This window comes from Bradyrhizobium sp. SRS-191 (genome assembly GCF_024586915.1).
Lineage (GTDB): Bacteria > Pseudomonadota > Alphaproteobacteria > Rhizobiales > Xanthobacteraceae > Bradyrhizobium.
Map to the genome: position 1 here is coordinate 653946 of NZ_JANBVS010000001.1, position 22547 is coordinate 676492.

The following is a 22547-nucleotide window of genomic DNA, read 5'->3' on the forward strand; positions in this document are numbered from 1 at the left end:
GGAGACTTCCATGGCGCATGGCGACACCGTTCCGATGCCGGAGGCGCAACGCGCGGGCGGCATCGCCTCGCTGCTGCGGTCGCAGATGCGCAACATCGCGCCGTTCCTGACCTTGATCTTCCTCACGGCGTTTTTCGCGATCGCCTCGCCGTCGTTCGCCACGATCGACAACGTCGGCAACATCCTCACCCAGGTCTCGGTGACCGGCATCATCGCCGTCGGGTTGACCTTCGTGATCTTGTGCGCCGAGATCGACCTGTCGATCGCCGCGATCGCCAACGTCACCGGCATCGCGGTGGCCTACTTCACGCTGCAGGAGTCCTACGTCAACATCGCCAACGTCCCGATGCCCGGCTTTGCCGCGATCCTGCTCGCGCTGGCGCTATGCGCCCTGCTCGGCGTGGTCAACGCCTTCGGCCTGACCGTGATCGGCATCCCCTCCTTCATCATGACACTCGCGATGATGCAGATTGCCGCCGGCATCTCGGCGATGCTGGTGCGCGGCCAGATCGCCTATAAGGTCCCGCCTGTTATCACGACACTCGGCTCAGGCTCGATCGCAGGCATCCCCTGGATCGTGATCGTCGCCGCGCTGATGCTGCTGCTTGGGCATCTCGTGCTGACCTACACGCGGTTCGGTCGCTACGTCTACATGGTCGGTGGAAACCGCGAGGCGGCGGAATATTCCGGCCTGAACGTCAAGCTGATCCTGGGCAGCGTGATGGTGATCTCTGCCGTCTGCTCGGGGATCGGCGGCATGCTCGGCGTGGCGCATTTCGGCAGCGCGCAGCAGAACGAGTTCGACACCTACCTGCTCGACTCCATCGCCGCCGTCGTGGTCGGCGGCACCAGCCTGTTCGGAGGCCGCGGCGGCATCGGCAACACCATTGTCGGCCTGTTCGTGCTCGGCGTGCTCAACAACGGCCTCGACCACGTCAACATCGACAGTTTCCTGAAGATCCTGATCCGCGGCCTCATCCTGCTCGCGGCGCTGGTGATCAACGTCTACGCACAGAGGCTGCGCGCGAAGGCTGCGGACTGAAGCGCCATCGAATTGGGCTGTAACGATCTCGGTCCCGGCCGGCGTTTCGGTTCATTCAGCGAGATGAGCCCGGCGGCCGCACGGGCCCGATTCACGCTGTCACTCCCGCACGCGCCACACCGCGATCTTGGATGCCGACCCGAGCTTGATCGGATCCAAAAAGTCGGGCGCGTCGCCCTGAACCAATTTTGCTTCCAGTCCCTCCGGAGCGCGTTCGATGATGTCGCGGTTTGGAGCTGTCCGGCAGATCACGACATAGTCGACATGTTGCTCCCGGAGCATCTGATGGGCCATGGGACCTGACGCAAGCATGAGCTTGAGCATGGCGAGGTTGCCGTCATTGTTGCGATGATACGGCCCAGCGAAGACGCTATGGTCCGTGTCGACCAATATCGCCGGACCGAGATCGACCAGGGCCATCACTCGCCCCTTGGGAAGCTGCTTCATGGGAGCAGCGTCAGAGACACTCCGACAACTCGACGCCTCCGAGGTGAACGCGACAGGAGACGGCGCGACGAACCGGTCGATCAGCGGCTTCGCCGAGTTCCCCAGAATTGCGAACATTGCTGGCGAGACAACGAACGACAGCAGCACGAGATTGCTGCCGACGGCGAGCGACCTCCAGACGACGGCCGCGGCCGCAGCAAAGATCGGGGCGGCGACCATCGCCGCCGCCGCCGCGCCGCGCATTTCCCAGGCACTGACTGCGATCAACGACGCGAGCATCACAATGGCGAGCGCCCAACGGAATCGCTCGCTCGGCTTCGTGCGGACAAATGCGACTACAGCGAGGACCCACGCAATCGCCGGAAGAGCGTAGAATCCGGGGACATCCTCCGGCCCGATCCGGAGCATCGTCCTAAGCGAGACCGTCTCCTGCACCCTCTCGAGCCATAATGATGTGACGAGCGGATCGAGCGTCGCGTAAGGCGCCGCCAGCGCTTCGGGGAACAACCAGACGAAGGCTCCGACCAGGACGACGGCAATTCCGATCGCGCCGACGATACGCAGCCCAAAACCAGAGCGGTAGCGATCGATTCCGACCATGAGGAGCAAGCCCGCGCCGCCGCCGACAGCCAGAACCAGGAGTGGGCCACCGAGCGCATCCACCACTGGCGACGCCAGCCCCCCCGGAGGAAGCAGAACGAGCGCTAGACCCAGGGACGATGCAGCGAACGCCGCCGCGAACGCTGAAACCTGACGGGCGACGGGCGCTCCTCGCCAGATGAAAAGCCCGGCCACCGCAACTCCCGTGGCCGCGATCGCGGGCAACATCTCGACACCAACGGCCAGCGAGACTGACGCTGCAATCCCCGCAGCGGCCGCCTTGGTCGCGCTGCGTTCGAGCTGGACTGCGAACAGCAGCATCGCCAGCACCAGAACGATCTGCGCATTGTGATGATCGATGGCGCCGGGGCGAAAATGAACGAGGGCGGGTGTCGCCAGCAGAGCCAGAACGGCTGCCGCGATCATCGACACGACCGCACCATCGGTCATCTGCCGCGCGACGGCCGCAGCCAGGGCGACCGCGATGGCAAGCAGCAGCAGCGGCCAGACATACAGCGTCACCACCTCGGCGGCGGACGCTCCGATCAAAGGCTTGAGCAGCAACATGGATCCGGCGAGAGGAAGATCCACCAGCCGCGACCAATGCATCAGGATGCCGGGCGAGCCGAGCCGGTACTGATGGAGATCGGACCAGGCCTGGCCGTTCATCCAATCGCGAACTTCGACCAGCCGCATCAGATCATCGGTCGACATCGCATCGAAGACGCCGGTCTTGATCGAAAGAATTCCGGCCGAGATCACGAGCGTCAATCCCAGCACGGCCATCAGGACGACCGCACTTTCCTTGCGCCGCTCTCTGGGGAAGAGACTTGAAGCTGAAACGAGGTCTGACATGGCCTGCACTCAAAGATCAAGACGAACGGGAATGACGGCCAAATTCAGCCGGACGACCAACGACACGGCCGCCGGATCGTGCCTGCTTCGGGACGACAGCTCCGCGGTCGCCTAGGCTGCTCAATCTGCCCGTCTCCATGCGAGGCCGGCAAGCACCGCCCTGCCCTCACTGCGCTCAACGATGGCCGCAGCTCGCGAGCCGCAATGCGCACTCGGCGGCGACGGACCGCAAGTTCGAAGCAGATGGGCGCCAAGCGAGATCTCGCCTCGTTACTTGTCATGGCCAGCAAGCTGCGGTCGTCCCTGCCGGAGCCCGCGGTGCTCGCGACCCGGCTATCCCTCACGCCCGACCACGAGGAAGCCGTCCCTCACGGAAACGACCGATCCAAGCCTGATCGACCGGCCCGCTCCGAATCCCAATCCGAAACACACTCTGCCTGCAAAGCTACGAACAAACGCCTAACGCAATATGAATGAGGAAGCCCGACGTCGCGATCGGCGCCAAAGCGTATTTGCCGGCCGGTGGCTACAAAGCCCGCGCCTCCAGCCTCCTGGTCATTCGCGTTTGCCTGACGGCAGGCGCCCTCAGCTACAGTCGCCATGTCGGGCGTCGAGCGCCGCATCACCGTTCTCCGCGCCGTTTGCTCGAAACGACTTCCAGCTGCACCCGTTTGATGCATGCGGGGAGCAGTCACAGGAGCCATCACCAATCGAGTTCGTCACCGCAACGTTTGGCGTCCGGCCGCGCATGATGTTCTGCGTCGGCAATCATCGATAGAAGCCGAGGATGGCTTTGGTCTCGAGATATTCTTCGATACCCTCGGGGCCGTATTCCCGGCCGTTGCCGGAACGCTTGTAGCCGCCGAACGGTGCGTTGGGGTCCCAATCGGGATAGCCGAGATGAACCTGGCCGGACCGGATCTGCGCGGCGACGATCTGCATCGTCTGCCGGTCCTTGCCTTGGACATGGGCGCCGAGGCCATAGACGGTGTCGTTCGCGATATCGACCGCCTCCTCCACCGTGTCGTAGGGGATGATCGACAGCACCGGGCCGAAGATCTCCTCCTGCGCGATCCGCATGTCGCGATGGACGTTCGAGAACACCGTCGGTCGCGCATAGAGCCCGACCGCGAGACCGTCGGGCCGCCCCAGCCCACCGATGACCAGCTTGGCGCCCTCCTCGAGGCCGACGCCAATCATGGTCTGGACGCGCTCGAACTGCGGGCGGTTGGCGATCGGACCATGGGTGGTCCTATCAGCAAGCGGATCGCCGACCACCAGCTCGGACGCGGCGGCCGCTGCCAGCCGCTCGACCTCTTCCAATTGTGAGCGCAGGACGAGCATGCGCGTCGGCGCGCTACAGGATTGGCCGAGATTGCGGAACGCGGCGCCGACTCCAAGCGAGACAGCCCGGCGCAGATCGGCATCCGGCAAGATGATGTTGGGCGACTTGCCACCAAGCTCCTGGGCCACGCGCTTCACGGTGGGCGCGGCAGCCTGGGCGACGAGAACCCCCGCCCGGGTCGAGCCGGTGATCGAGATCATGTCGACCTCGGGATGCGCGGCCAGCGCCGCGCCCACGGTCGGGCCGGTCCCGTGGACGAGATTGAAGACGCCGGGCGGAACGCCGGCATCGTCGATCACCGCGGCAAACAGCAAGGCGCTCAGCGGCGACAATTCGCTCGGCTTCAACACCATCGTGCAGCCGGCGGCGAGTGCCGGGGCGACCTTGGCCGTGACCTGATAGAGCGGCCAATTCCACGGCGTGATGAGGGCGCAGACGCCGACGGCCTCGCGCATGATCGCGGTGCTGCCGCGTGCGGTGATGAACGGAAAGCGCGCGAGATTGTCACGCGCGGCGCGGACATGTTCGGCCGCCAGCGGAACCTGCGCTTGACGCGCGTAGGTGATGGCAGCCCCCATCTCGCACGTCAGTGCCTGCGCGAACAGCTCCTGGCGTTCGAGGATCAAAGCGTGGATGCGGGTCAGAAGAGCGGCGCGCTCCTCGGGGCGCGTCCTCGCCCAGCCGGGAAAGGCGCGACGCGCGGCGTTCACGGCGTACTCGACATCTGCCTCGCTGCCCAGCGGCAGGGCGGCCACCGCGTCTTCTGTCGCGGGGTTGATGATTGGAGCATGCTCCCTGCCATCCGGCTTGCACCAGCCGCCGTCGATGAAGAACGAACCAAGGTGGCCAGCCTGCGTCAGATGCCGGATGGGGTTGCTCATTGAAGGCGATCCTTGATGCGGTAGTAGGCGCCGACGAGAGGCAGGAACCACGGCCTGCCAAAATGGCCGGGAATGGCGGGCCAGGCGAAGTCCTTCCAGGGATTCAACGCGGCGCGGCCATCCATGACCTCGGCCATGATCGTCCCCATCAGCGTCGACATCTGTGTGCCGTGGCCGCTGTAGCCCATGGAGTAGTAGATGCCGTTGCGTTCGCCGGCGCGCGGCAGGCGGTCGCGCGTCATGTCGACCATGCCGCCCCAGCAATAGTCGATGCGCGTGTTGCACAGCTCCGGATAAACATCGTGAAGAGCGGCGCGCAGGATCGCGCCGCTCTTCTCGTCCGAGGCCGGATTGGACACGGCAAAGCGCGCCCGGCCGCCGAACAGCAGGCGATTGTCGGGCGTCGTGCGGAAGTAGTTGACGAGGTTCTTGGTATCGACCGCATTGCGCCGGCGCGGGATCAACCTGTCGAGAAGGTCCACGGACAACGGCTCGGTGACGATCAGGAACGCGCCGACCGGCACGATGCGCCGACGTATCCAGCCGAGGGGACCCACCTGAGAGATCCCACTGGCGAGGAGAACCTGCCGGGCTGTGAGACGCCCCTTCGGTGAACTCACGAGGTGGCCGCCGCCGGGCGCGGCCGTCAGGCCGGTCATCGGCGTGCGCTCGTGAATGGCCACGCCGCGGCGTGCGGCAGCTTCCGCGAGGCCTCGAACGAACCGCCCGACATGCATGGCCGCACTCTGGCGATAGACGAGGCCGCCGTAGTAGCGGTCCGACCCGATCTCCGACGCGAGATCCTCGCGGCGCACCATGTGGGTGTCGGGATCGACGTGAGCGGCCAGCAGCTCCTGTCCGCGCGCCAGCTTGTCGTAATGCTCGGGCTTGGCGGCGAGCTTGATCTTGCCGACGCGGGCGAAGCTGCAGTCAATGCCCTCTTCGGCGACGAGTCGCTCGACCATGTCCACGCCGGCGTCGAAGGCGCGGTAGAGCCTGTCGGCGGTCTCACGCCCGAGCTTGTCGGACATCACGCCATAGTCCTGGGCGAAGCCGTTGTTGCACATCGCGCCGTTGCGGCCCGAGGCGGCGTGCCCGATCGTCTCTGCCTCGAGCATGATGACGCGTGCGCCCTTCTTGGCGAGCGCCAGCGCCGCCGAGGAGCCCGTGAGACCACCGCCGATCACCGCGACATCGTAAGTGCCTTCGATCGGACCTTTGGCACCGCCCGAAAACGGTTCGGAGGTGTCCAGCCAGTAGGATGTGAGCTTCATCTGTCACCGGGCGCGAAGGAGAAAGGGAGAGGAGGTGCTTCTCCGGGAGCAACTATCCGTGGACAGACCTTCGAGGCTCACAGGCGCGGCGTGCAGCATGCCGGTTCTCCTAATTGAGCGACTGGTTCGAGAGCGCGAAGACCCGAGACGGCCCGCTCGGCGGCATCGTGCCCCGAACCATGGTGAGCGCATCGCTGACCCTGGACAGGCCGATCGACTCGAGCCAGGGGGACAGGCCGGTATCAGCCGCCGTATCGATCCGCACAAATCGGCCTCCCAGCCGCGACAGCGCCGCCTCGATCAGACGGCGCGCGTCATCGGCTGTCGGCGCAATGACGGGGCCGACCACGTGCCCGCGGCCGAACGGGCGCGAGATGGCGTAGCCCGCGACGCCGCCCTGCCGCAGCAGGACGTGTGCGTCACCAACCTCCAGGAGGCGGTCGAGCAGCGGACGCCGCTGCAAGCCTGTCGCCTCGGCGTCGAGACGCGCAACCGCTTCAATGTCGGACGGCGACAGCGGGCGCACGAGATCAAGAGGAAGCGCCTCGAAGCGGCCGGCAGAAGTGCCCTGGTGCTGATAGATCGTGCCGGCCGGCCGGAAACCGCGCCGGGTATAGAGAAGCTGGCCTTCCGGAGTGGAGTTCAGCAGAACGGTTCGCGAGCCCGCAGCCGCCAACAGCCTGTCCATCAGCCTGGCGCCGTAGCCACGCCCCTGAGCCGCGCCGGAGACGATGATCATGCCCATGGTGGCGCAGTCCTCGCCATAGGGGAACCATGCGGCGGTTGCGATGACCTCGCCGTCGCGCTCCAGAACGAATCCCTCACCGAGCTGCAGGGCGAATGCCCAGTCCTCGATCCGGTAAGGCCAGCGCATGTCCTGTGACAATCTCAGGGCGCCGGGAAGATGGCGGGCGGAGAACGCGACGAGCGAGACGTCGTCCGCTGCGGTCGCTCGATCTCCGAAGTCTGCGGTTGTCATGCTGCTGTCATGCTGCTGTCAGGCATCTCAATGAGGTCTCAAGCAATTCGGAAGACATCGCGGAAGCGCCCTCCCATCGGTCTGTTGGTGATGGGAGATGCGTTCGCCCCCTCATCCAAGGTCGAACTATCGGTGCTTCACGGCGTGCAGGGTGATCCGGGACCGACAGAAGGTTCGACTGCAGACCGGACCGTTTTCGATATTATCTTCCGAAATCCCTCAATCTACGGAGCGAACAGCCAGGCCGTTTCTCTACTTTGATCGCCATCTCAAACGGAGGCGCGATGATGGAGGAGATCCTGACGAGACTGGTCGCGCTTCCGTCCGCCGCCGGCAGGCCGGGCACACTCACCACCGCGTGGCTCGCGGACGACCGCCGATGCTATGGCGCCATCGTCCATGGGCCGGGCGACGTCGCCGTCACCGATCGTCCCGCCCCATCCATCACGCGCAGCGAGCGCCTCGCGGCGCTCCTCACGGCCGGTGAAAGTCTTCGCGCATGAGCAGCCGGCCGGTTTTCCTGTTCAATTCGAGCGCCGAACGCGCGGCCGTGTTCCGCCAGGCCTTCGCACGAGATCTTGCCGACATCATCTTCGCGGACGATGCGGCAACCGTCGATCCCGACGACGTGCGCTACCTCATCACCTGGAAGATTCCGGCGGATCTCGATCGCTACCGGCGATTGGAGGTCGTGTTCTCCATCGGCGCGGGCGTCGACCAGTTCGACCGCGCGGGCCTTGCGGGTGGAATCTCCGTGGTGCGCATGGTCGAGGACGGCATCGTACGGATGATGCAGGAATACGTCGCGCTGTCGGTGTTGACGTTGCATCGCGACTGGCCGGCCTATGCCGCGCAGCAGAGCCAAGGGATCTGGCGCGCCTTGCCGGCGCTCCAGGCGAGCGAGCGACGCGTTGGCTTCCTGGGCCTCGGCATCCTGGCGCAGGCGGCGATGGAGCGCCTCAAGCCCTTCGGCTTTGCCTTGGCCGGCTGGAGTCGCTCGCCCCGAACGATCGAGGGCGTCGCATCCTTTCACGGCGCGGCGCAATTGGCGGGCTTTCTTGCGCGGACCGACATCCTCGTGTGCCTGCTGCCGCTGACGGACGAGACGCGCGGATTTCTCAATGCCGAGCTGTTCGCCTGCCTGCCTCGCGGGGCTGCCCTGGTGCAGGTGGGACGTGGTCCGCAGCTCGATACGCCCGCGCTGCTGGCAGCGCTCGATGCGGGGCTGCTGTCGGCAGCCGTGCTCGACGTCACCGATCCCGAACCGCTACCGTCCGATCACCCGCTGTGGCGCCACCCCAAAGTGATGATCACGCCGCACGTCGCGAGCGTCACCCAGCCTCACACGGCCGCCCGCGCCGTGATCGACAACATCCGCCGCCATCGCGCCGGCCAGCCCATGATCGGCCTGGTCGATCGTGCGCGCGGGTACTGAAACCCTCATTCACCGCACGCGGAGTCACGCATGTCGCTTCTCATCCCCATCGATACCAATCCGACATTCACGCCCAAGGACGGACTCCCCCTGCCCGAGCGACTGATCTCCGGCTCACCTGAGTTCAAGACCTGGGCTCAGGATGACTCGCGCGGCGAGATGATCAAGACCGGGATCTGGGAAGCGACGCCAGGCGAAACGCACTCGATCAAAGGGACCACCTTCGAGTTCTGCCATATCCTGTCGGGACTGATCGAGATCCAGGAGACCGGCGGCGACACTTTCACCTTCCGCGCAGGCGACAGCTTCGTGATGAAGCCGGGCTTCGTCGGCATCTGGCGCACCATCGAGACAGTCCGGAAGATCTATGTCTGCGTCTACGAGTGACCGATGCCGGCGAGCGGCGTCATCCGCTCCGCCAGCCCGTGCACGCCTTCAGCTACAAATTCCCTGAGAAAGCCCATGAAGTCCTACACCATCGCCCTCGTCCCCGGCGACGGCATCGGCCCGGCCGTCATCGACGCAGCCTGGAGCGTGCTGGCGCGCGCGGCGTCGCTGCGCGGCTTCGCGCTGGCTGCTACGCGCTTCCCCTGGTCGTGTGCCTTCTATCGCGAGACAGGCGCGATGATGCCCCTTGACGGCATCGAGACCCTGCGCCGCTTCGACGCCGTCTTGCTTGGTGCGGTGGGATGGCCCGCCGAGGTGCCTGACGCAGTGTCTTTGCACGGACTGCTCCTGCCGATCCGCAAGGCCTTCACTCAATATGCCAACATCCGCCCGCACCGACTGCTGCCGGGCGTGCAGGGCCCGCTGCGCGCCACGAGCTTCGACATCCTCTGTATTCGCGAGAACACGGAAGGCGAATATGCCGGCGCCGGAGGCCGGGTGCATGTCGGCACGCCCGACGAGGTGGCGGTGGAGACCGGGATCTTCACCCGGCGCGGCGTCGAGCGCATCCTGCGCTTTGGCTTCGAACAGGCCAGGGCGAGAGGCGGACGGCTCGCGTCGGTCACCAAGTCCAACGCCCAGAAGCACTCGATGGTGTTCTGGGACGAGGTGACCCGCGCGATCGCGCAGGAGTACAAGGACGTCGAGGTCACGCCCTACCACATCGATGCGATGGCGGCCCGCATGGTCATCGCACCGGACACGCTCGACGTGGTCGTCGCCTCCAACCTCTTCGGAGATATTCTCACCGATCTCGGCGCCGCCATCCAGGGCGGGCTCGGCTTCGCCGCCTCCGCCAACATCAATCCCGAGCGAACCGCGCCTTCGATGTTCGAGCCGGTGCACGGCTCGGCGCCGGATATCGCCCACCTTGGCACCGCCAATCCGATCGCCACCATCTGGTCAGGCGCGATGATGCTGGAGCACCTCGGCGAGCGAGAGGCCGCCGCCGACGTGATGCGAGCGATCGAGGCCACAACGGCCCGCGGCATCGGCGCACAACCCGGTCATGACAAGACGGATGCCATCGCCACTGCCGTTCTGACGGCGCTCGGCTAGCAGGGACATGGGACGATGCAATTGAACGACACTGGCCTATTACGCTTCCAGGGCCTGATCGACGGGCGTTGGCGGGACGCAGCCTCGGGGGCGACCTTGGAGGTGCAGGATCCCGCCACGCAGGCCGCGGTCGGGACCGTGCCTGACATGGGCGAGGCCGAAACGCGCGCCGCGATCGACGCCGCCAGTCGCGCCTTCGCGCCCTGGAAACGGAAGACCCATGCCGAGCGCGCCGCCCTCCTCGAGGCCTGGTACGCGCTGATGCTTCAGCACGAAGAGGACCTGGCGCGCATCCTCACCGCCGAGCAGGGAAAGCCGCTGGCGGAGGCGCGGGCCGAGATCCGCTACGGCGCCAGCTTCGTGAAATGGTTTGCTGAGGAAGCGCGGCGCATCGGCGGCACGACGATCCCCTCGCCCACGCCCGATCGCCGCATCGTCGTGCTGAAGGAGGCGGTCGGCGTCTGCGGCATCATCACGCCCTGGAACTTCCCGAACGCGATGATCACCCGCAAGGTCGCGCCCGCGCTCGCGGCAGGGTGCACCGTGGTGATCAAGCCGTCGGAGTTCACGCCCTACTCGGCCCTCGCACTGGGCGTGCTTGCCGAACGCGCCGGCATTCCGGCCGGCGTCGTCAACGTCGTGACGGGGATGCCGACGGGGATCGGCAAAGCGCTGCTGGCGAGCGAGATGGTGCGCAAGATCTCGTTCACGGGATCGACCCGCGTTGGCGCGCTCCTGATGCGCGGCGCGGCCGACAGCATCAAGCGGCTGAGCCTCGAGCTCGGCGGCAACGCGCCCTTCATCGTGTTCGACGACGCCGACCTCGACCTCGCGGTGGAAGGGGTCGTCGCCTCGAAATTCCGAAACGGCGGCCAGACCTGCGTGTGCGCCAATCGCATCCTCGTGCAGGCAGGTGTGTACGACGCCTTCGCCGAACGGCTCGCGAGCCGTGTAAAGGCCATGAAGGTCGGCCCCGGCACCGAGGACGGCGTGACCATCGGCCCGATGATCAATCGCGCGGCGATCGCGAAAATCGAGCGGCATGTCGCCGACGCCAAGGCGAAGGGAGGCCGCATCCTTGCGGAAAGCGCCGACATCCCACCCGGCATTCAATATGCGCGTCCAGTCGTGATCGGAGAAGCAACCACCGACATGCTGCTTGCGTCCGAGGAGACGTTCGGACCCGTCGCACCGCTCTTCCGGTTTCGCACGGAGGACGAGGCGATCGCGATCGCCAACGGCACGCCCTTCGGCCTCGCCGCCTATTTCTACACCGAGGGACTTTCGCGCGCCTGGCGCGTCGGCGAAGCGCTTGAATTCGGAATGGTCGGTCTCAACACCGGAGCCATCTCCACCGAGGTCGCCCCCTTCGGCGGCGTCAAGCAGTCAGGTGTCGGACGCGAGGGGTCCTATCTGGGCATCGACGAATATCTCGAAGTGAAGACATTCCACATCGCAGGCATCAGGCCGAGCGCCTGAGGCGGCGTTCGTATCCTGGAGCGTATCCTGAACTGAGTGCCCCCGGCCGCGCCGCGGTGAGCGTGATGACGGCGCACGGCTCAGTTGAAGGAGTGCCCGGCCAAGCCGTAGACGATTGGATGGCCCGCAACTTCGTTCAGGAACGGGCGTCCCTTCCACATCGTGGTGACAGCTTCGCCCGCGACGAGCCCGCTGCGGGTGAGGAATTCCGCGAAAACGCCTTGCGAGCGCGTATCCACCCGAACGAACCGTCCCCTCAGCGCTTCCATGTGAACCGCCGCAAGATGGATGACATCCTCGTCATTGAACGAGACGATCGGTCCGATCACATGCCCTCGGCCGAACTCGCGGCACATCGAGTAGCCGACGATCTCGCCGCGACGCCGGAGCACGCACACGCGCGAAACCTCGGCCAAAAGTGTCAGAAGACGCTCACGATCCACCCCGAATGCAGCCCGATCGAGCGGCATGATCTCGCGGATCGCCTCCGCGGACAGTTGCTCGAGACGGCCATCCACCGGCGGGAGAGACGCTCCACTCCACGAGACCTCGCCATCGTAGAGCTGAACGATTGCCTCCTTGGTAAAGCCCAGGGAGAGATAGAGGGCATAGGCCGCCTTGGTGGCGTTGAGACTGAGGCGCCGGGCCCCGCATTGAGAGAAGACGTGGTCCATCAGCCAGCGACCATTGCCCTGCGCCTGCGTGCGCGGCACCGTGATCACCAGGCCGACCGTGGCGAAATCATCTCCGTGAGGAAACCACATCGCGCTGCCGAAGACACGCCCAATGCCGTCGACCGCCACGATGCCCTTGCCCGCTCGGCGCATGAGCTCCAAGTCGTTCGGACGGTGCGGCCAACCGACGCTGATGGTGAGCGCGTGAAGCAGTTCGACATCGACGCTCGCGATGTCCTGCGGAAACAGCTCGAACGATTTCAGGCGCACGGAGTCTTGCACCGTCAGATTCCCTCATCGCCTTTGAAGAATAGAGCCAGGAAAGACCCCGACGCGACAGCTACAAAACATCCGAACAACAACAGGCATCAGTTGTCCGGTTTTGCTTCCTTCACCAGGTTTTCGCAGGCAGTTTAGATGATATGGCGGCAATGTGCGCGGACGCGATAGCATACCTCCCCTGCGGGTCGCAACGTCGCCGCTCCGCTGCAATTCTGGGACAGACAACGTCGTCTGCCGGCCGCCCACGGTGATCAGCGGATCATACGAAGACGTCCTCCGCCGCGTTGTGATCATCGCCGAGCCCCTCGAGGTCGCAGTTGCCCATCTCTCCGGATCAGGCTGTCGACGGGCTGCGTCGCAGGATTGCTGCGTCACGAAGATGTCAGTTGTCAGGAGCGGGCGGTTTGCGCGACCAGTCCTTCCTGGAGACGATGATCCAAGATGAGGCGCCCTGGTCTTAAGATGCCCGAGCCGACACGCCGCCTGATTGCGGCGCTGATCGCGCTGGTCATGAGCCTGGTTCCTCTGCTCGGAACGTTCGATACGGCCGCATCGGCTGACACGGGCGTCCGCGCGCAACAATGGTCGCCTACTAAGACACCGGCGCCTAAGCCCTGCAGGAAAGCAGTCCTCCCCGGCACCATCAACATCTGTCCGTTCGCAGCGGCGAGCCTCGGCGCCCTGCCGGCAGATGACGGTACAACGGCACAGCCACTGGCTGTCTCGCGGACCCTGTCGTGGCGTCCCCAGGACGATGCGCTGACCACGCAATGTCACGCGTCCTCGCCCTACCGTCCTCCCTGCCGCCGATCCTGATCATCCTCTCGTCCTGTCCCGCGCTGCCGTAACGCTACGGCGTGGGCGAACGAACATCCATTATCGATCGCGCGGAGCGGATCGGCTCAAGTGCCTTTGTCGGGCACCTTGCGCCGGCTGCGCAGCGCGGCCATCGGCGACATGCGCGACCGCGCAGGGAGTTCAACATGTCCATCCGTCATCTTGGGCGCCTCGGCCTGTTGCTGGGCGTGCTTCATCTTGCGACGACAGCGGCTGCCGCCGGTGCGTCGCGGCCTCAGCCGAACGTGGATACGCGCCTGCTGGTCGGCGACGTCGCGCGGGCGGACGGCGGCGCGGCCACGGCATGGGCAGGGCTGGATGTCAGGCTCGGCGCCGGCTGGCACACCTATTGGCGCTCCCCCGGCGAGGCCGGCGCGCCGCCCGAATTCGACTGGAGCAGGTCGCGCAATATCGCCGACGTGACCGTCGAATGGCCGGCGCCGCGGCGCTTCAGCGAGCAGGACATCGACACGTTCGGCTATGACGAGCATGTGCTGTTTCCGTTGCGCGTGCAGCTTCGGGATGCAGCGGCGCCTGCGCATCTCAGGCTGAAGGCCGTCCTGTTCGTCTGTTCGATCATCTGCACGCAGCAGGAGACCCGGCTCGAAGCCGACATTCCGGCCGTATCGCGGCAGCCCAACGACCAGGCGCTGATCGACGAATGGCTGCAGAGCGTGCCCCGCGCGACTGCTGTTGGGCTCTCCATCTCTGCTCTTCGCATCGACCGCCAGCCCAAGCCGCAATTGCGGCTCGATGCCCGGGCAACGCCGCCGCTGCGCGCGCCCGACGTGTTCATCGACGGCAGCGACGCTGTGTCCGGCGGCCGTGCCCAGGTGAGCAGCATCTCGAATGGCGAAGTAACAATCTCCGTGCCGTTGCAAGGTCTCGATCAGGCCGGCCCGCGCCAGCGGTTACGAGTGACGCTCGTCGATGGCGACCGATCGATCGAAGCAACGCTCCCGGTCGAGGCCGATGGTGTCGCCCAACCGGGAGCGGCAGCACAGCGCACCGGGGCGGCATCGATCTGGACCATCCTCGCGGTGGCGCTGCTCGGCGGCTTCATCCTCAACTTCATGCCCTGCGTGTTTCCGGTGATGTCGCTGAAGCTCGTCTCGTTGATCGAGCACGATCCGGCCCAAGCGCCCTCGCCGCGTTCGGCCTTCCTCGCGACGGCGGCGGGCATCGTCGCCTCGTTCGTGACACTCGCCATCGTCCTCTCCGCCCTGAAGGCGGCGGGCGCGCAGGTCGGCTGGGGCTTGCAGTTTCAGCAGCCCGCTTTCCTCATCGCCATGATCCTCGTTCTCGCCGCGTTCGGCGCCAACCTCCTCGGTCTGTTCGAGATCAATCTGCCCTGGTGGATCGCCGGACGCCTCGGCAGCGCGACGGGCCGGCGGACGATCGCGGGGCACGCGATCAACGGCTTCGTCATGACGCTGCTGGCAACGCCCTGCTCGGCGCCGTTCGTCGGCACGGCCGTCGCGTTTGCGCTGTCGCAGGCTGTGCCGCAGATCCCGGTGGTGTTCGCGACTCTCGGGCTGGGAATGGCGGCGCCCTATCTGTTACTGGCAGCGGCACCACGTCTTGCCAGACTCTTCCCGCGGCCGGGCCGCTGGATGCTGAAGCTGCGCTCGGTGGCGGCGCTCGCGATGATCGCAACTGCACTGTGGCTGCTGACCGTGCTCGCGGACATCAGCGGCAGTGCAACGGCCACCGTGCTCGCCGCCGCGCTGCTCGTGACCGGGCTCATCCTGGCCGCGCTGCGTTTGCCGTTGCGGCGAGCGCTCGCTGGCGCAGGTCTCGCCGTCCCGATCGGGCTGGCGCTGATCGCTGCAACGCATGTGACGCAGCCGGGCGGCACGGGCCGAAGCGCCGCAATCCACTGGCAGCCATTGGCGCCCGCCGACATCGCGGCCGAGGTCCGCAGCGGCCACACCGTGTTTGTCGATATCGGCGCCAGCTGGTGCGTCACCTGCAAGGTCAACGAGACATTCGTGATCGACAGTGCGGCCGTGCGCAGCCGCCTTGCGTCGGATGTCATCGCAGTCAGGGCGGACTGGACCTCACCCAGCGATGCGATCGCGAGCTATCTGAAATCCTTCGATCGCTACGGCCTGCCGTTCAACGTCGTGTTCGGACCAGGCGCTCCAAACGGCATCGTGCTGCCTGAGCTCCTGACCCCGCAGATCGTGCTCGACGCGATCAACACCGCATCCACCATCCCCCAACCGGAGAACGACAAGACATGACCAGGAACACCTTTGCCGCATCGCTTGCGATGCTGCTGCTGCTCGCAACCGCCCTGCTGCCGCTTCAGGCACGCGCCGAGGACGACTATGGCGATATCCTGAGTGAGGCACGCATCCTGCGCGATCCCGCCATTCCCGTTCTCGGCAATGCCGATGGCGACATCACGATCGTCGAGTATTTCGACTATCAATGTCCATATTGCCGCAAGATCAGCCCGGAGCTCGCCAAGGTCGTGCGCGATGACGGTCACGTTCGCCTCGTCTTCAAGGACTGGCCGATCTTCGGCGGCCCCTCGATCTATGCCGCGCGCCTCACGCTGGCAGCAAAATACCAGGACAAGTTCGCCGAAGCCCACGAGGCGCTGATCTCGCTCCATGAGAAGTTGTCCGAAGCCAAGGTCGACGCCGCGCTCTCTGCCGCCGGGATCGACCTCGCGCGCGCCAAGGCCGATCTCGAAGCCAAAGCCAGCGAGATCGACGCCGTCCTCGCCCGCAACCACGAGCAGGCCCTGGGTCTCGGCTTCCAGGGCACCCCCGCCTTCATCATCGGCCGCTTCCGCGTCCCCGGTGCGCCGAACGCCCAGGCGTTCAAGCAGGCGATCGCGGATGCGCGGAAGGCCGCGCGGAAGTGACGACCGTCATCGAAAGATGTGTCGGTGGTTCGGTTCAGCCGCAATCGGACCGGCCGCCCAAGCGACCGGGCCACCGGCATCGTGCGAATGTCCTGCCGGCCCGCCTACAGCGCGCCCGGCACCGCGCCGAATGTCGATCCTCATCGTCATGACGCCCGTCCTCGCAGAAACTGGCAAGGCTCTTCGTCGGATCAGGTTTAGCTTGAGATGGCTCGCGAAACGATGGGGGAGTAGATCTCCACGATCTGGACGGACGCGTCGGGCGGCCTGGTTTCGCCAAACACCATTGTCGGATCGGCTTGCTCCAGGCTGCTCTCTTGAGGAAAGAACGCTTTCCAGGGATCGTTCTGCCATTCCGCAATCTGCGCATCGGACACCGAAGGGCTTCCGGCGCGGACGGTCAGGATCCGGCCGATCAGATCCGGCCTGCCGGCGAGCGCGCGCGGTGTGCCACGTTCGAACCAGGTCAGAACGACAGCCTGCTCGGCCGGATCATAGCCGGCGGCCGAGTGATACAGGCCGACATAAGCCTCTTCGTTGCTGTCGGAGACGCTGGTTATCCGCTTGGTCACCAGCAGCAGATTGAATAGTCCCTGGTCGTCTTGTCCCCGTTTGGTCTTCAGCGCATTGGTCGGGAGCCATGCGAAGGGCTGCCCCCCAGCCGTCAGACGGAGCCGCTCGTTCGCGCGTGCGTCGACCGACAACGCAAGCGCCCCGAGGTCGACCTTGGCAGAACGCGCGAGCGTTTGCATGTTGGGCAGAAACTGCGTCCATCGTCCCTCGGTGGCATACGACACCTGCGGGATCGTCGTGATCAGCGGGTCCCCGCAGGTCACGTTGGTGCGGGCCTCGGTGACGAAAGCGAACGCAAGTTCGGCTTTGGCGGGGTCACCGACCTGCGCCAGCTTCATGTCGTTGAACCATTGTGTCTGCCACGCGAGTTGCCACGGCTGGTTACGGGGCTTCACCAACAGCAGCAGCTCGTACCAGACGTATTGCTCCGGTCCGGAGGGAATGCGGGCAACCCGGCGCACGGCGATGAGCCTGAGGTCCATGCTCGTTGTGGTGATGTCGAAGCTGTCCTTGGCGTGAGGCGTCGAATTCTCGACGGTGATTCTCCAGCCGCGATCCGTCCGGCTGGCCTCGATCGCGGTAGTGGCATCGGCGTTGAGCGCGCCCCAGGACAACGTGCCCGTCGCCCGGAGCTTCAGGGAGGCAGGCGTTGCCGTCGCCGCGATGGAATGGATCGTCGCGCCGATCTGCGCCGTGTTGGATGAGGCTTTGTTGTTCTTGCTCGTGCGCCAATAGCCGCGCGTACCTTCGGCCACGATGAGACGGCGGAACGCAAGCTTTCCCATCCACCACGCGGCCGGATCGTCGGCCGCCAGGACTGGCGCCGGCACGATGAAGGAGCTGTTGAGAAACAATCCCGTCGTCGTCCCTGAATCGAAGGAATGTCCGAGCGGTCCGGTCACGGCGAGCGGAACCGCCGAGCGAAGCTCAGCAGCGCTCGTCGGTGTCCGTCCTGGCGCCTGTCCCAGGCCGTAGGTGCGGACGAGCGGGTCGGGCCCCATCTCCGCGGCAACGGCTCCGGCCGGAGATCCCGGGATGATCGACGTCTTGCGGTAGGCCGTCTCGACTCCGGCAAGCAGCCACTCGGCAGGACCGGCGTGTTCGAACCAGGCACCATCGATCACCGCGAGGACCCCGGCCACCGGCGAAACCTCGCCGTTCCGCAGGGCGCGCGTGAGCGGAATCAGGGCACGGAGGCCGGGCTTCGGAATCACATCAGGGATTGCAGCAGGCCGGACGATGCGAAACCAAGGCGTCTCCCATTTGCCGCTCGCGCTTGTCCACCGCGCTGCGCACGTGCCGACGTTCTTCTGGCGAGCGGCCTGATAGGCGGACGCATATCGGTTCACGGCAGTCACGCGGAAACGCATGTAGCGCGCAATCTCGCTGCGGTTCGGGGTACGCAACGCGATCCGTGTTGCGCGCGGTGTGCTCGCCGGCGGCGTCACGTTCGAGTCGATCTGCTCGCTCACCGGCAGCACGGCCATCTCGTCGTCGAGCGTCTCGTCGAGGCGCTCGGCGAAGCCTTCCATGTCCCACAGCAGCGCCGATTCCGCAGCCGATGGCGGCGAAACGGACAGGGGATCTTGCGGATCCTGCACGGGGAAGACGTTGAGGTTCTCGGTCTTGTCGAACGGGAACGGCGACAATGGGCGGCCCGTCCAACGCCAGGCCTGCGAACCGACCATGAGGCTGCCGATCGCATCAGAAGCCACTGACGGCATGCGCCGGAAATGGAGACGAATATCGCCAGGACTTTCGTCCGCGGCGCTCGGCGCGCCATCGACGATGCTGCCGCTGACGGCTGCGGCAATCTCGATGTCAGCCGGCAGTCCGGGCGAGGCAGCCTCCACCGCGAACGCATAGGTCGAAAACAGGCGATAGCGCGTGCCATCGGCTGCGGTCACGACGGCGTCCTTGTCACCTGCTCCGAGAGAGACACGGCGGACGCAATCGTCAAACCGGCGCCGGCCGGCCGGCGCGACATTCTCCACGAACAACGCATCATCGACGCCGGCGAACAGCCGCACGATGACGATGTCGCCCGGGGCGCTCCAGACCGTTTTCGTCGCCGCATCGAACAGCGGCTTGGTCCTGTCCTTGCTGACTTTGCATATGAGGTCGATCGGCGGCCGCGCACTGGCGAAAGGACGTGTCGGATCCAGACCAGGCTTCCATGTCCATTGCCAAGCGAACAATTCCGGCGCGTGGCGGCCGACGGCGTCGGGAGCAAGCGCGCCGTCGCGCCGCACCCGCGTGACGGAGACGGCCAGGACGCCGACCGACGGGTCCTGCAGATCGAGCGTCGCCTTGATCGCGTCCACTTCGGCGCGCAGCCACGCCTCGGCCACGCCATCGCGCGTCTCGACGGCTTTGCGCAGGGCCACCTCGCGATCGTGCAGCGCCGCGGTCTGCTCGAAATGGAACGTGCGCAGCCCCTTGCGAAACTGCCGCAGCGCCGTCTTGTCGGCTTCGGAAAGCACCGCCTCGTCGAAGGCGATCCAGCGGTCGAAATCCTCCAGCGTGGTTACGGGTGCTTCGACCCGCAGCCGCAATTCACCGCAAGCATTGTCCGGCTTGACCACCAGCGCATCGCCATTGGCGTCGCTCAGCAGCAATGCGGTCTTCATCTTCAAGGCGCGCACGGCACCGGGCGGCGCCCACGGCTCGATCGCCTGCGGCGGCACCATGATGTCGTCGGCGACGAGCTTGGTCTCGCGCGGCGGCACCATCGGATGAAACAACGTGCCGGACCGCTGGGCGGGCGCGAACGCCGGTGCGATGCGCAGCGATCCGATGCCGGTTCGGCGCAGATAGGAGAAGCGGCGCACGATGTCGGCATTGGCCGCAAACAGATCGTCCGTCAGCTTTGCCGGATCGAGCAGAGCAGGAAAATCATCGCGTCTGATCTCGACCGGGAAGGCTCCCTGGTTGGAGATGCCGAACGGAGCGATGTCGAAGGTGGCGCCATAGGCCAGGAACGGCAGCAGGGTTTCGGCCGGAGGATTGTCCTGGACGCGCGGTTGGACCAGACGCGCGATGCGCGGCTGCGGATCGTCCTCCGCTTGCCCCTCGGTCTGAACATCGGCCTGGCCGTCGCCAACGATCGGCCGGTTGTCATAGGTCACGATGACCTGCGGCATCCGGCTCGTGTAGGACACCGGCAGCGCTCCCATCACCGTGCGCGGCGCCGACACGAAGGTGGCCGGCACCGGCCCATCGGACTCCGGGGCAAGCTCGGCGAAGCAGGCCGTCAGACAGCACCAGGCGTCGGCCGGTCTGCTCCGTCGCATCAGCACACCATAGCCGGCGAGGTCCTCGTTGAAGTCCGGTGTGTCTCCGGCCCCGACGACGAGCCGGTCGATCTGCAGCATCACGCCGTGCGCGTCAGGCGCGAGATCCCCCGTGAGAAGGGTATCGGTGCCCTCCTTGTCCGGCTGCTTGAACCAGCCCAGCATGCGCGTGCGGGCCGCAGCATCGACGGCATGCGCGAGCACGTCACGCGCGGAAGCGAGCATCCGGCCGACGCGGCCGTGATCATCCTGATAGATCCGCTCCAGCGTCGTCGGACTGCCGTCGCTTTCGCAGAGCGTTCCATACAAATAGCTCGTGATGGCCTGACGAATGTTGCCGGGATGGCTCTCCGAGCCGGCCAGGGCCTCCGTATCGCGGATGTCAGGGTCACTCGCCTTCTTCCAGATGCCGTCGGACGACGTCCAGGCCAGATCGATGTTCGCCTTCCTCAGGATCTCGACGAGACGGAAGCCCCGGTCGAACAGCAACGGGAATGCCGCTTCCGCGGCCGACAGCCAGGCGCCGTGACGCGCATCGGCCGGCGCCGAGCGGCGCCAGATTTCGATCTGCAGTGCTGCGGCGGCGGCTGGAGTGGTCAGGGCGTCGACCGCGCGGCGGAGCGGCGCGGGATCGAACGCCCCTTTCGCATCCGGGGCGACGGCAACGCGGGCCGCCAGCTCCGTGACGAAGCCAGCCCCCGCGGGCAGATTCAGACTGGAGCCGGCGATTTTCGCCAGCCCATCAAGCCAGACCGCCCGCTGCGGGTCGCCGGCTCCGTTGCGAAACGCATCGCGAAATGCCCGGTCGTCGCGCTCGACACGGTCAGCGAGCGCACGCAGTTCCTGCGCATTCAGCTCGGACCCCGGGCGACTTTCGCCGATGATCCTGTTCACACGATCCAGAATTGCAAGGTGCGCGGGCGAGCCGTTCGGGCCTGTCAGGACCGCGGACGCGGTGGCGACACAACCGGGTCCCACCGTGTCGCGCAAGGCCATCAACACGGATTCGACCAGCCGCGTTGCACCGTCCGGACGAGAAGGAACGGAGAGCGCGGCCGTCAGCGGCGTGCCTGGCGACTTCGCGTCATCTTCGACCGCTTGCAGCACCAGCCGCGGCAGGTCGAACACATCAGCGAGCTGCTCCGGCAGCCGGGCCAGCCAGTCTTCGAACCCGATGCCGTCGCGGCTGTCGGTCGCGCCAGCGCCGTGGCTTCGCTTGACCCACAGCGTCTCACGATCGAGGAAGCTGGCGTTGCGGGTCAGGTCCTCGCCGACATCGAGCGCGCGGCAGAGGACTTCGATCTCGTGGCCGCCGAAGGGAGCCGTGTAGGGAATGCTGGCCACCAGATTGGGGCCGACGAGATTCCATTGGACGGTGGGATGGGCGGCATCTCCAAATGCGGGCTCGAGCACGCTCGTTGCGGCCCGCGGCTGGAAACGCGGCGCTGCGATCAGCAGCGTGGTCTGCCCCGCCGGAGCGGGCTTGATCGTATCCAGCCTGACGAAGCGGACGAGATTGAGCCGTCCATGCGGAAGCGGAGCCGGCAGCGACGCCAGTCCTGCAAAGAAAGCTTCATAACGAAAGTTGGAGCCTGCATCGCCGATCTCCTCGATCTCTTGACGACCGCCCTGCCCCTCGTTCCAGCCGATCAGCTTGAACGGTTCGACATTGTTGTAGTGATCCGTATGCCTGGGCGCGGTGTCCGAGGCGAGGTCCTTGAGCGCAGTGTAGAGCAGCGCATTCAGGCTGGCCTCGGAGAGTTCGAAGTTGGCCTTGTGCGCGGGATTGCCGTCGGCCGGAAGCGCGACCGGCGTCACCCCAAATCCGGTCGGGTCGATGGCGCCCGGCTGCGGAGCCTGGCGCGCCGGCGCGCTGGCCCATTGAAGCGAGAACTCCAATCGGCCGCCGAGCCATGGAAACAACGGGCCGGCGCCGCGCGCGAGATCATCGAGATAATGTTCGAACCCGGCTTCGCCCGGCTTCGGCACATCCCTGCCGCGCACGCCGTCGAACAGCGCTTGGACCTTGGTATTGAAGTCGCCGTCGGATTCCCCGGCCGACGGCCTGACCGCCGCGCCCGACAGCCTGAGCCCGATGGTCGGCCGGGCCCGTTCGCCCGGCGCGCGCAAGACATCGCAAAACAGAACGAATTTCATGGCACGCTCC

Annotated in this window: 14 protein-coding genes; 8 read left to right on the plus strand and 6 right to left on the minus strand. The window is 66.0% G+C overall.

Annotated features, from left to right (window positions below):
• Window positions 1-10: 10 nt before the first annotated feature.
• On the plus strand, window positions 11-1042 hold the full coding sequence (locus NLR35_RS03110; protein WP_257165074.1) for an ABC transporter permease: 1032 nt from the start codon (window positions 11-13) through the stop codon (window positions 1040-1042).
• Window positions 1043-1141: 99 nt separating this feature from the next.
• Here the strand turns inward: NLR35_RS03110 and NLR35_RS03115 are convergent, their stop codons facing one another.
• From NLR35_RS03115 to NLR35_RS03130, 4 genes are all read right to left on the minus strand, one after another.
• On the minus strand, window positions 1142-2944 hold the full coding sequence (locus tag NLR35_RS03115) for a hypothetical protein (protein ID WP_257165075.1): 1803 nt from the start codon (window positions 2942-2944) through the stop codon (window positions 1142-1144).
• A gap of 768 nt (window positions 2945-3712) precedes the next feature.
• A complete protein-coding gene (locus NLR35_RS03120; RefSeq protein WP_257165076.1) occupies window positions 3713-5170 on the minus strand; it encodes an aldehyde dehydrogenase family protein in 1458 nt (485 codons plus the stop codon).
• On the minus strand, window positions 5167-6444 hold the full coding sequence (locus tag NLR35_RS03125; protein WP_257165077.1) for an FAD-binding oxidoreductase: 1278 nt from the start codon (window positions 6442-6444) through the stop codon (window positions 5167-5169). The genes NLR35_RS03120 and NLR35_RS03125 overlap by 4 nt, the downstream gene beginning before the upstream one ends.
• Before the next feature lie 109 nt (window positions 6445-6553).
• Window positions 6554-7423 (minus strand): GNAT family N-acetyltransferase, encoded by an 870-nt coding sequence (locus NLR35_RS03130; protein ID WP_257165078.1) that lies wholly within the window; start codon window positions 7421-7423, stop codon window positions 6554-6556.
• Window positions 7424-7707: 284 nt separating this feature from the next.
• On the opposite strand from NLR35_RS03130, the gene NLR35_RS03135 reads away from it, so the two are divergent.
• The 5 genes from NLR35_RS03135 to NLR35_RS03155 all read left to right on the plus strand — a co-directional run bounded on the left by NLR35_RS03135 (window position 7708) and on the right by NLR35_RS03155 (window position 11843).
• Window positions 7708-7926 (plus strand): hypothetical protein, encoded by a 219-nt coding sequence (locus tag NLR35_RS03135; protein WP_257165079.1) that lies wholly within the window; start codon window positions 7708-7710, stop codon window positions 7924-7926.
• On the plus strand, window positions 7923-8858 hold the full coding sequence (locus tag NLR35_RS03140) for a glyoxylate/hydroxypyruvate reductase A (protein ID WP_257165080.1): 936 nt from the start codon (window positions 7923-7925) through the stop codon (window positions 8856-8858). The genes NLR35_RS03135 and NLR35_RS03140 overlap by 4 nt, the downstream gene beginning before the upstream one ends.
• Window positions 8859-8888: 30 nt before the next feature.
• A complete protein-coding gene (locus NLR35_RS03145; RefSeq protein WP_257165081.1) occupies window positions 8889-9245 on the plus strand; it encodes a cupin domain-containing protein in 357 nt (118 codons plus the stop codon).
• A gap of 75 nt (window positions 9246-9320) precedes the next feature.
• Window positions 9321-10364 carry a tartrate dehydrogenase gene (locus tag NLR35_RS03150; RefSeq protein WP_257165082.1) on the plus strand — a complete coding sequence of 348 codons (1044 nt, stop codon included), beginning with the start codon at window positions 9321-9323 and terminating at the stop codon, window positions 10362-10364.
• Window positions 10365-10379: 15 nt separating this feature from the next.
• The gene (locus NLR35_RS03155; protein WP_257165083.1) at window positions 10380-11843 is read left to right on the plus strand and encodes an NAD-dependent succinate-semialdehyde dehydrogenase; all 1464 of its coding nucleotides are present in this window, start codon (window positions 10380-10382) and stop codon (window positions 11841-11843) included.
• 80 nt (window positions 11844-11923) lie between these two features.
• On the opposite strand, the gene NLR35_RS03160 is transcribed toward NLR35_RS03155, so the two are convergent.
• A complete protein-coding gene (locus NLR35_RS03160; RefSeq protein ID WP_257165084.1) occupies window positions 11924-12799 on the minus strand; it encodes a GNAT family N-acetyltransferase in 876 nt (291 codons plus the stop codon).
• Window positions 12800-13782: 983 nt separating this feature from the next.
• On the opposite strand from NLR35_RS03160, the gene NLR35_RS03165 reads away from it, so the two are divergent.
• Together NLR35_RS03165 and NLR35_RS03170 are read left to right on the plus strand one after the other, a co-directional pair.
• Window positions 13783-15882 carry a protein-disulfide reductase DsbD gene (locus tag NLR35_RS03165; protein WP_257165085.1) on the plus strand — a complete coding sequence of 700 codons (2100 nt, stop codon included), beginning with the start codon at window positions 13783-13785 and terminating at the stop codon, window positions 15880-15882.
• Window positions 15879-16514 carry a DsbA family protein gene (locus NLR35_RS03170; protein ID WP_257165086.1) on the plus strand — a complete coding sequence of 212 codons (636 nt, stop codon included), beginning with the start codon at window positions 15879-15881 and terminating at the stop codon, window positions 16512-16514. Before NLR35_RS03165 ends, NLR35_RS03170 begins: the two co-directional genes overlap by 4 nt.
• 197 nt (window positions 16515-16711) lie before the next feature.
• Here the strand turns inward: NLR35_RS03170 and NLR35_RS03175 are convergent, their stop codons facing one another.
• Window positions 16712-22537: a hypothetical protein gene (locus NLR35_RS03175; protein ID WP_257165087.1), complete on the minus strand. Its 5826-nt coding sequence runs from the start codon at window positions 22535-22537 to the stop codon at window positions 16712-16714.
• Between the last annotated feature and the right edge of the window lie 10 nt (window positions 22538-22547).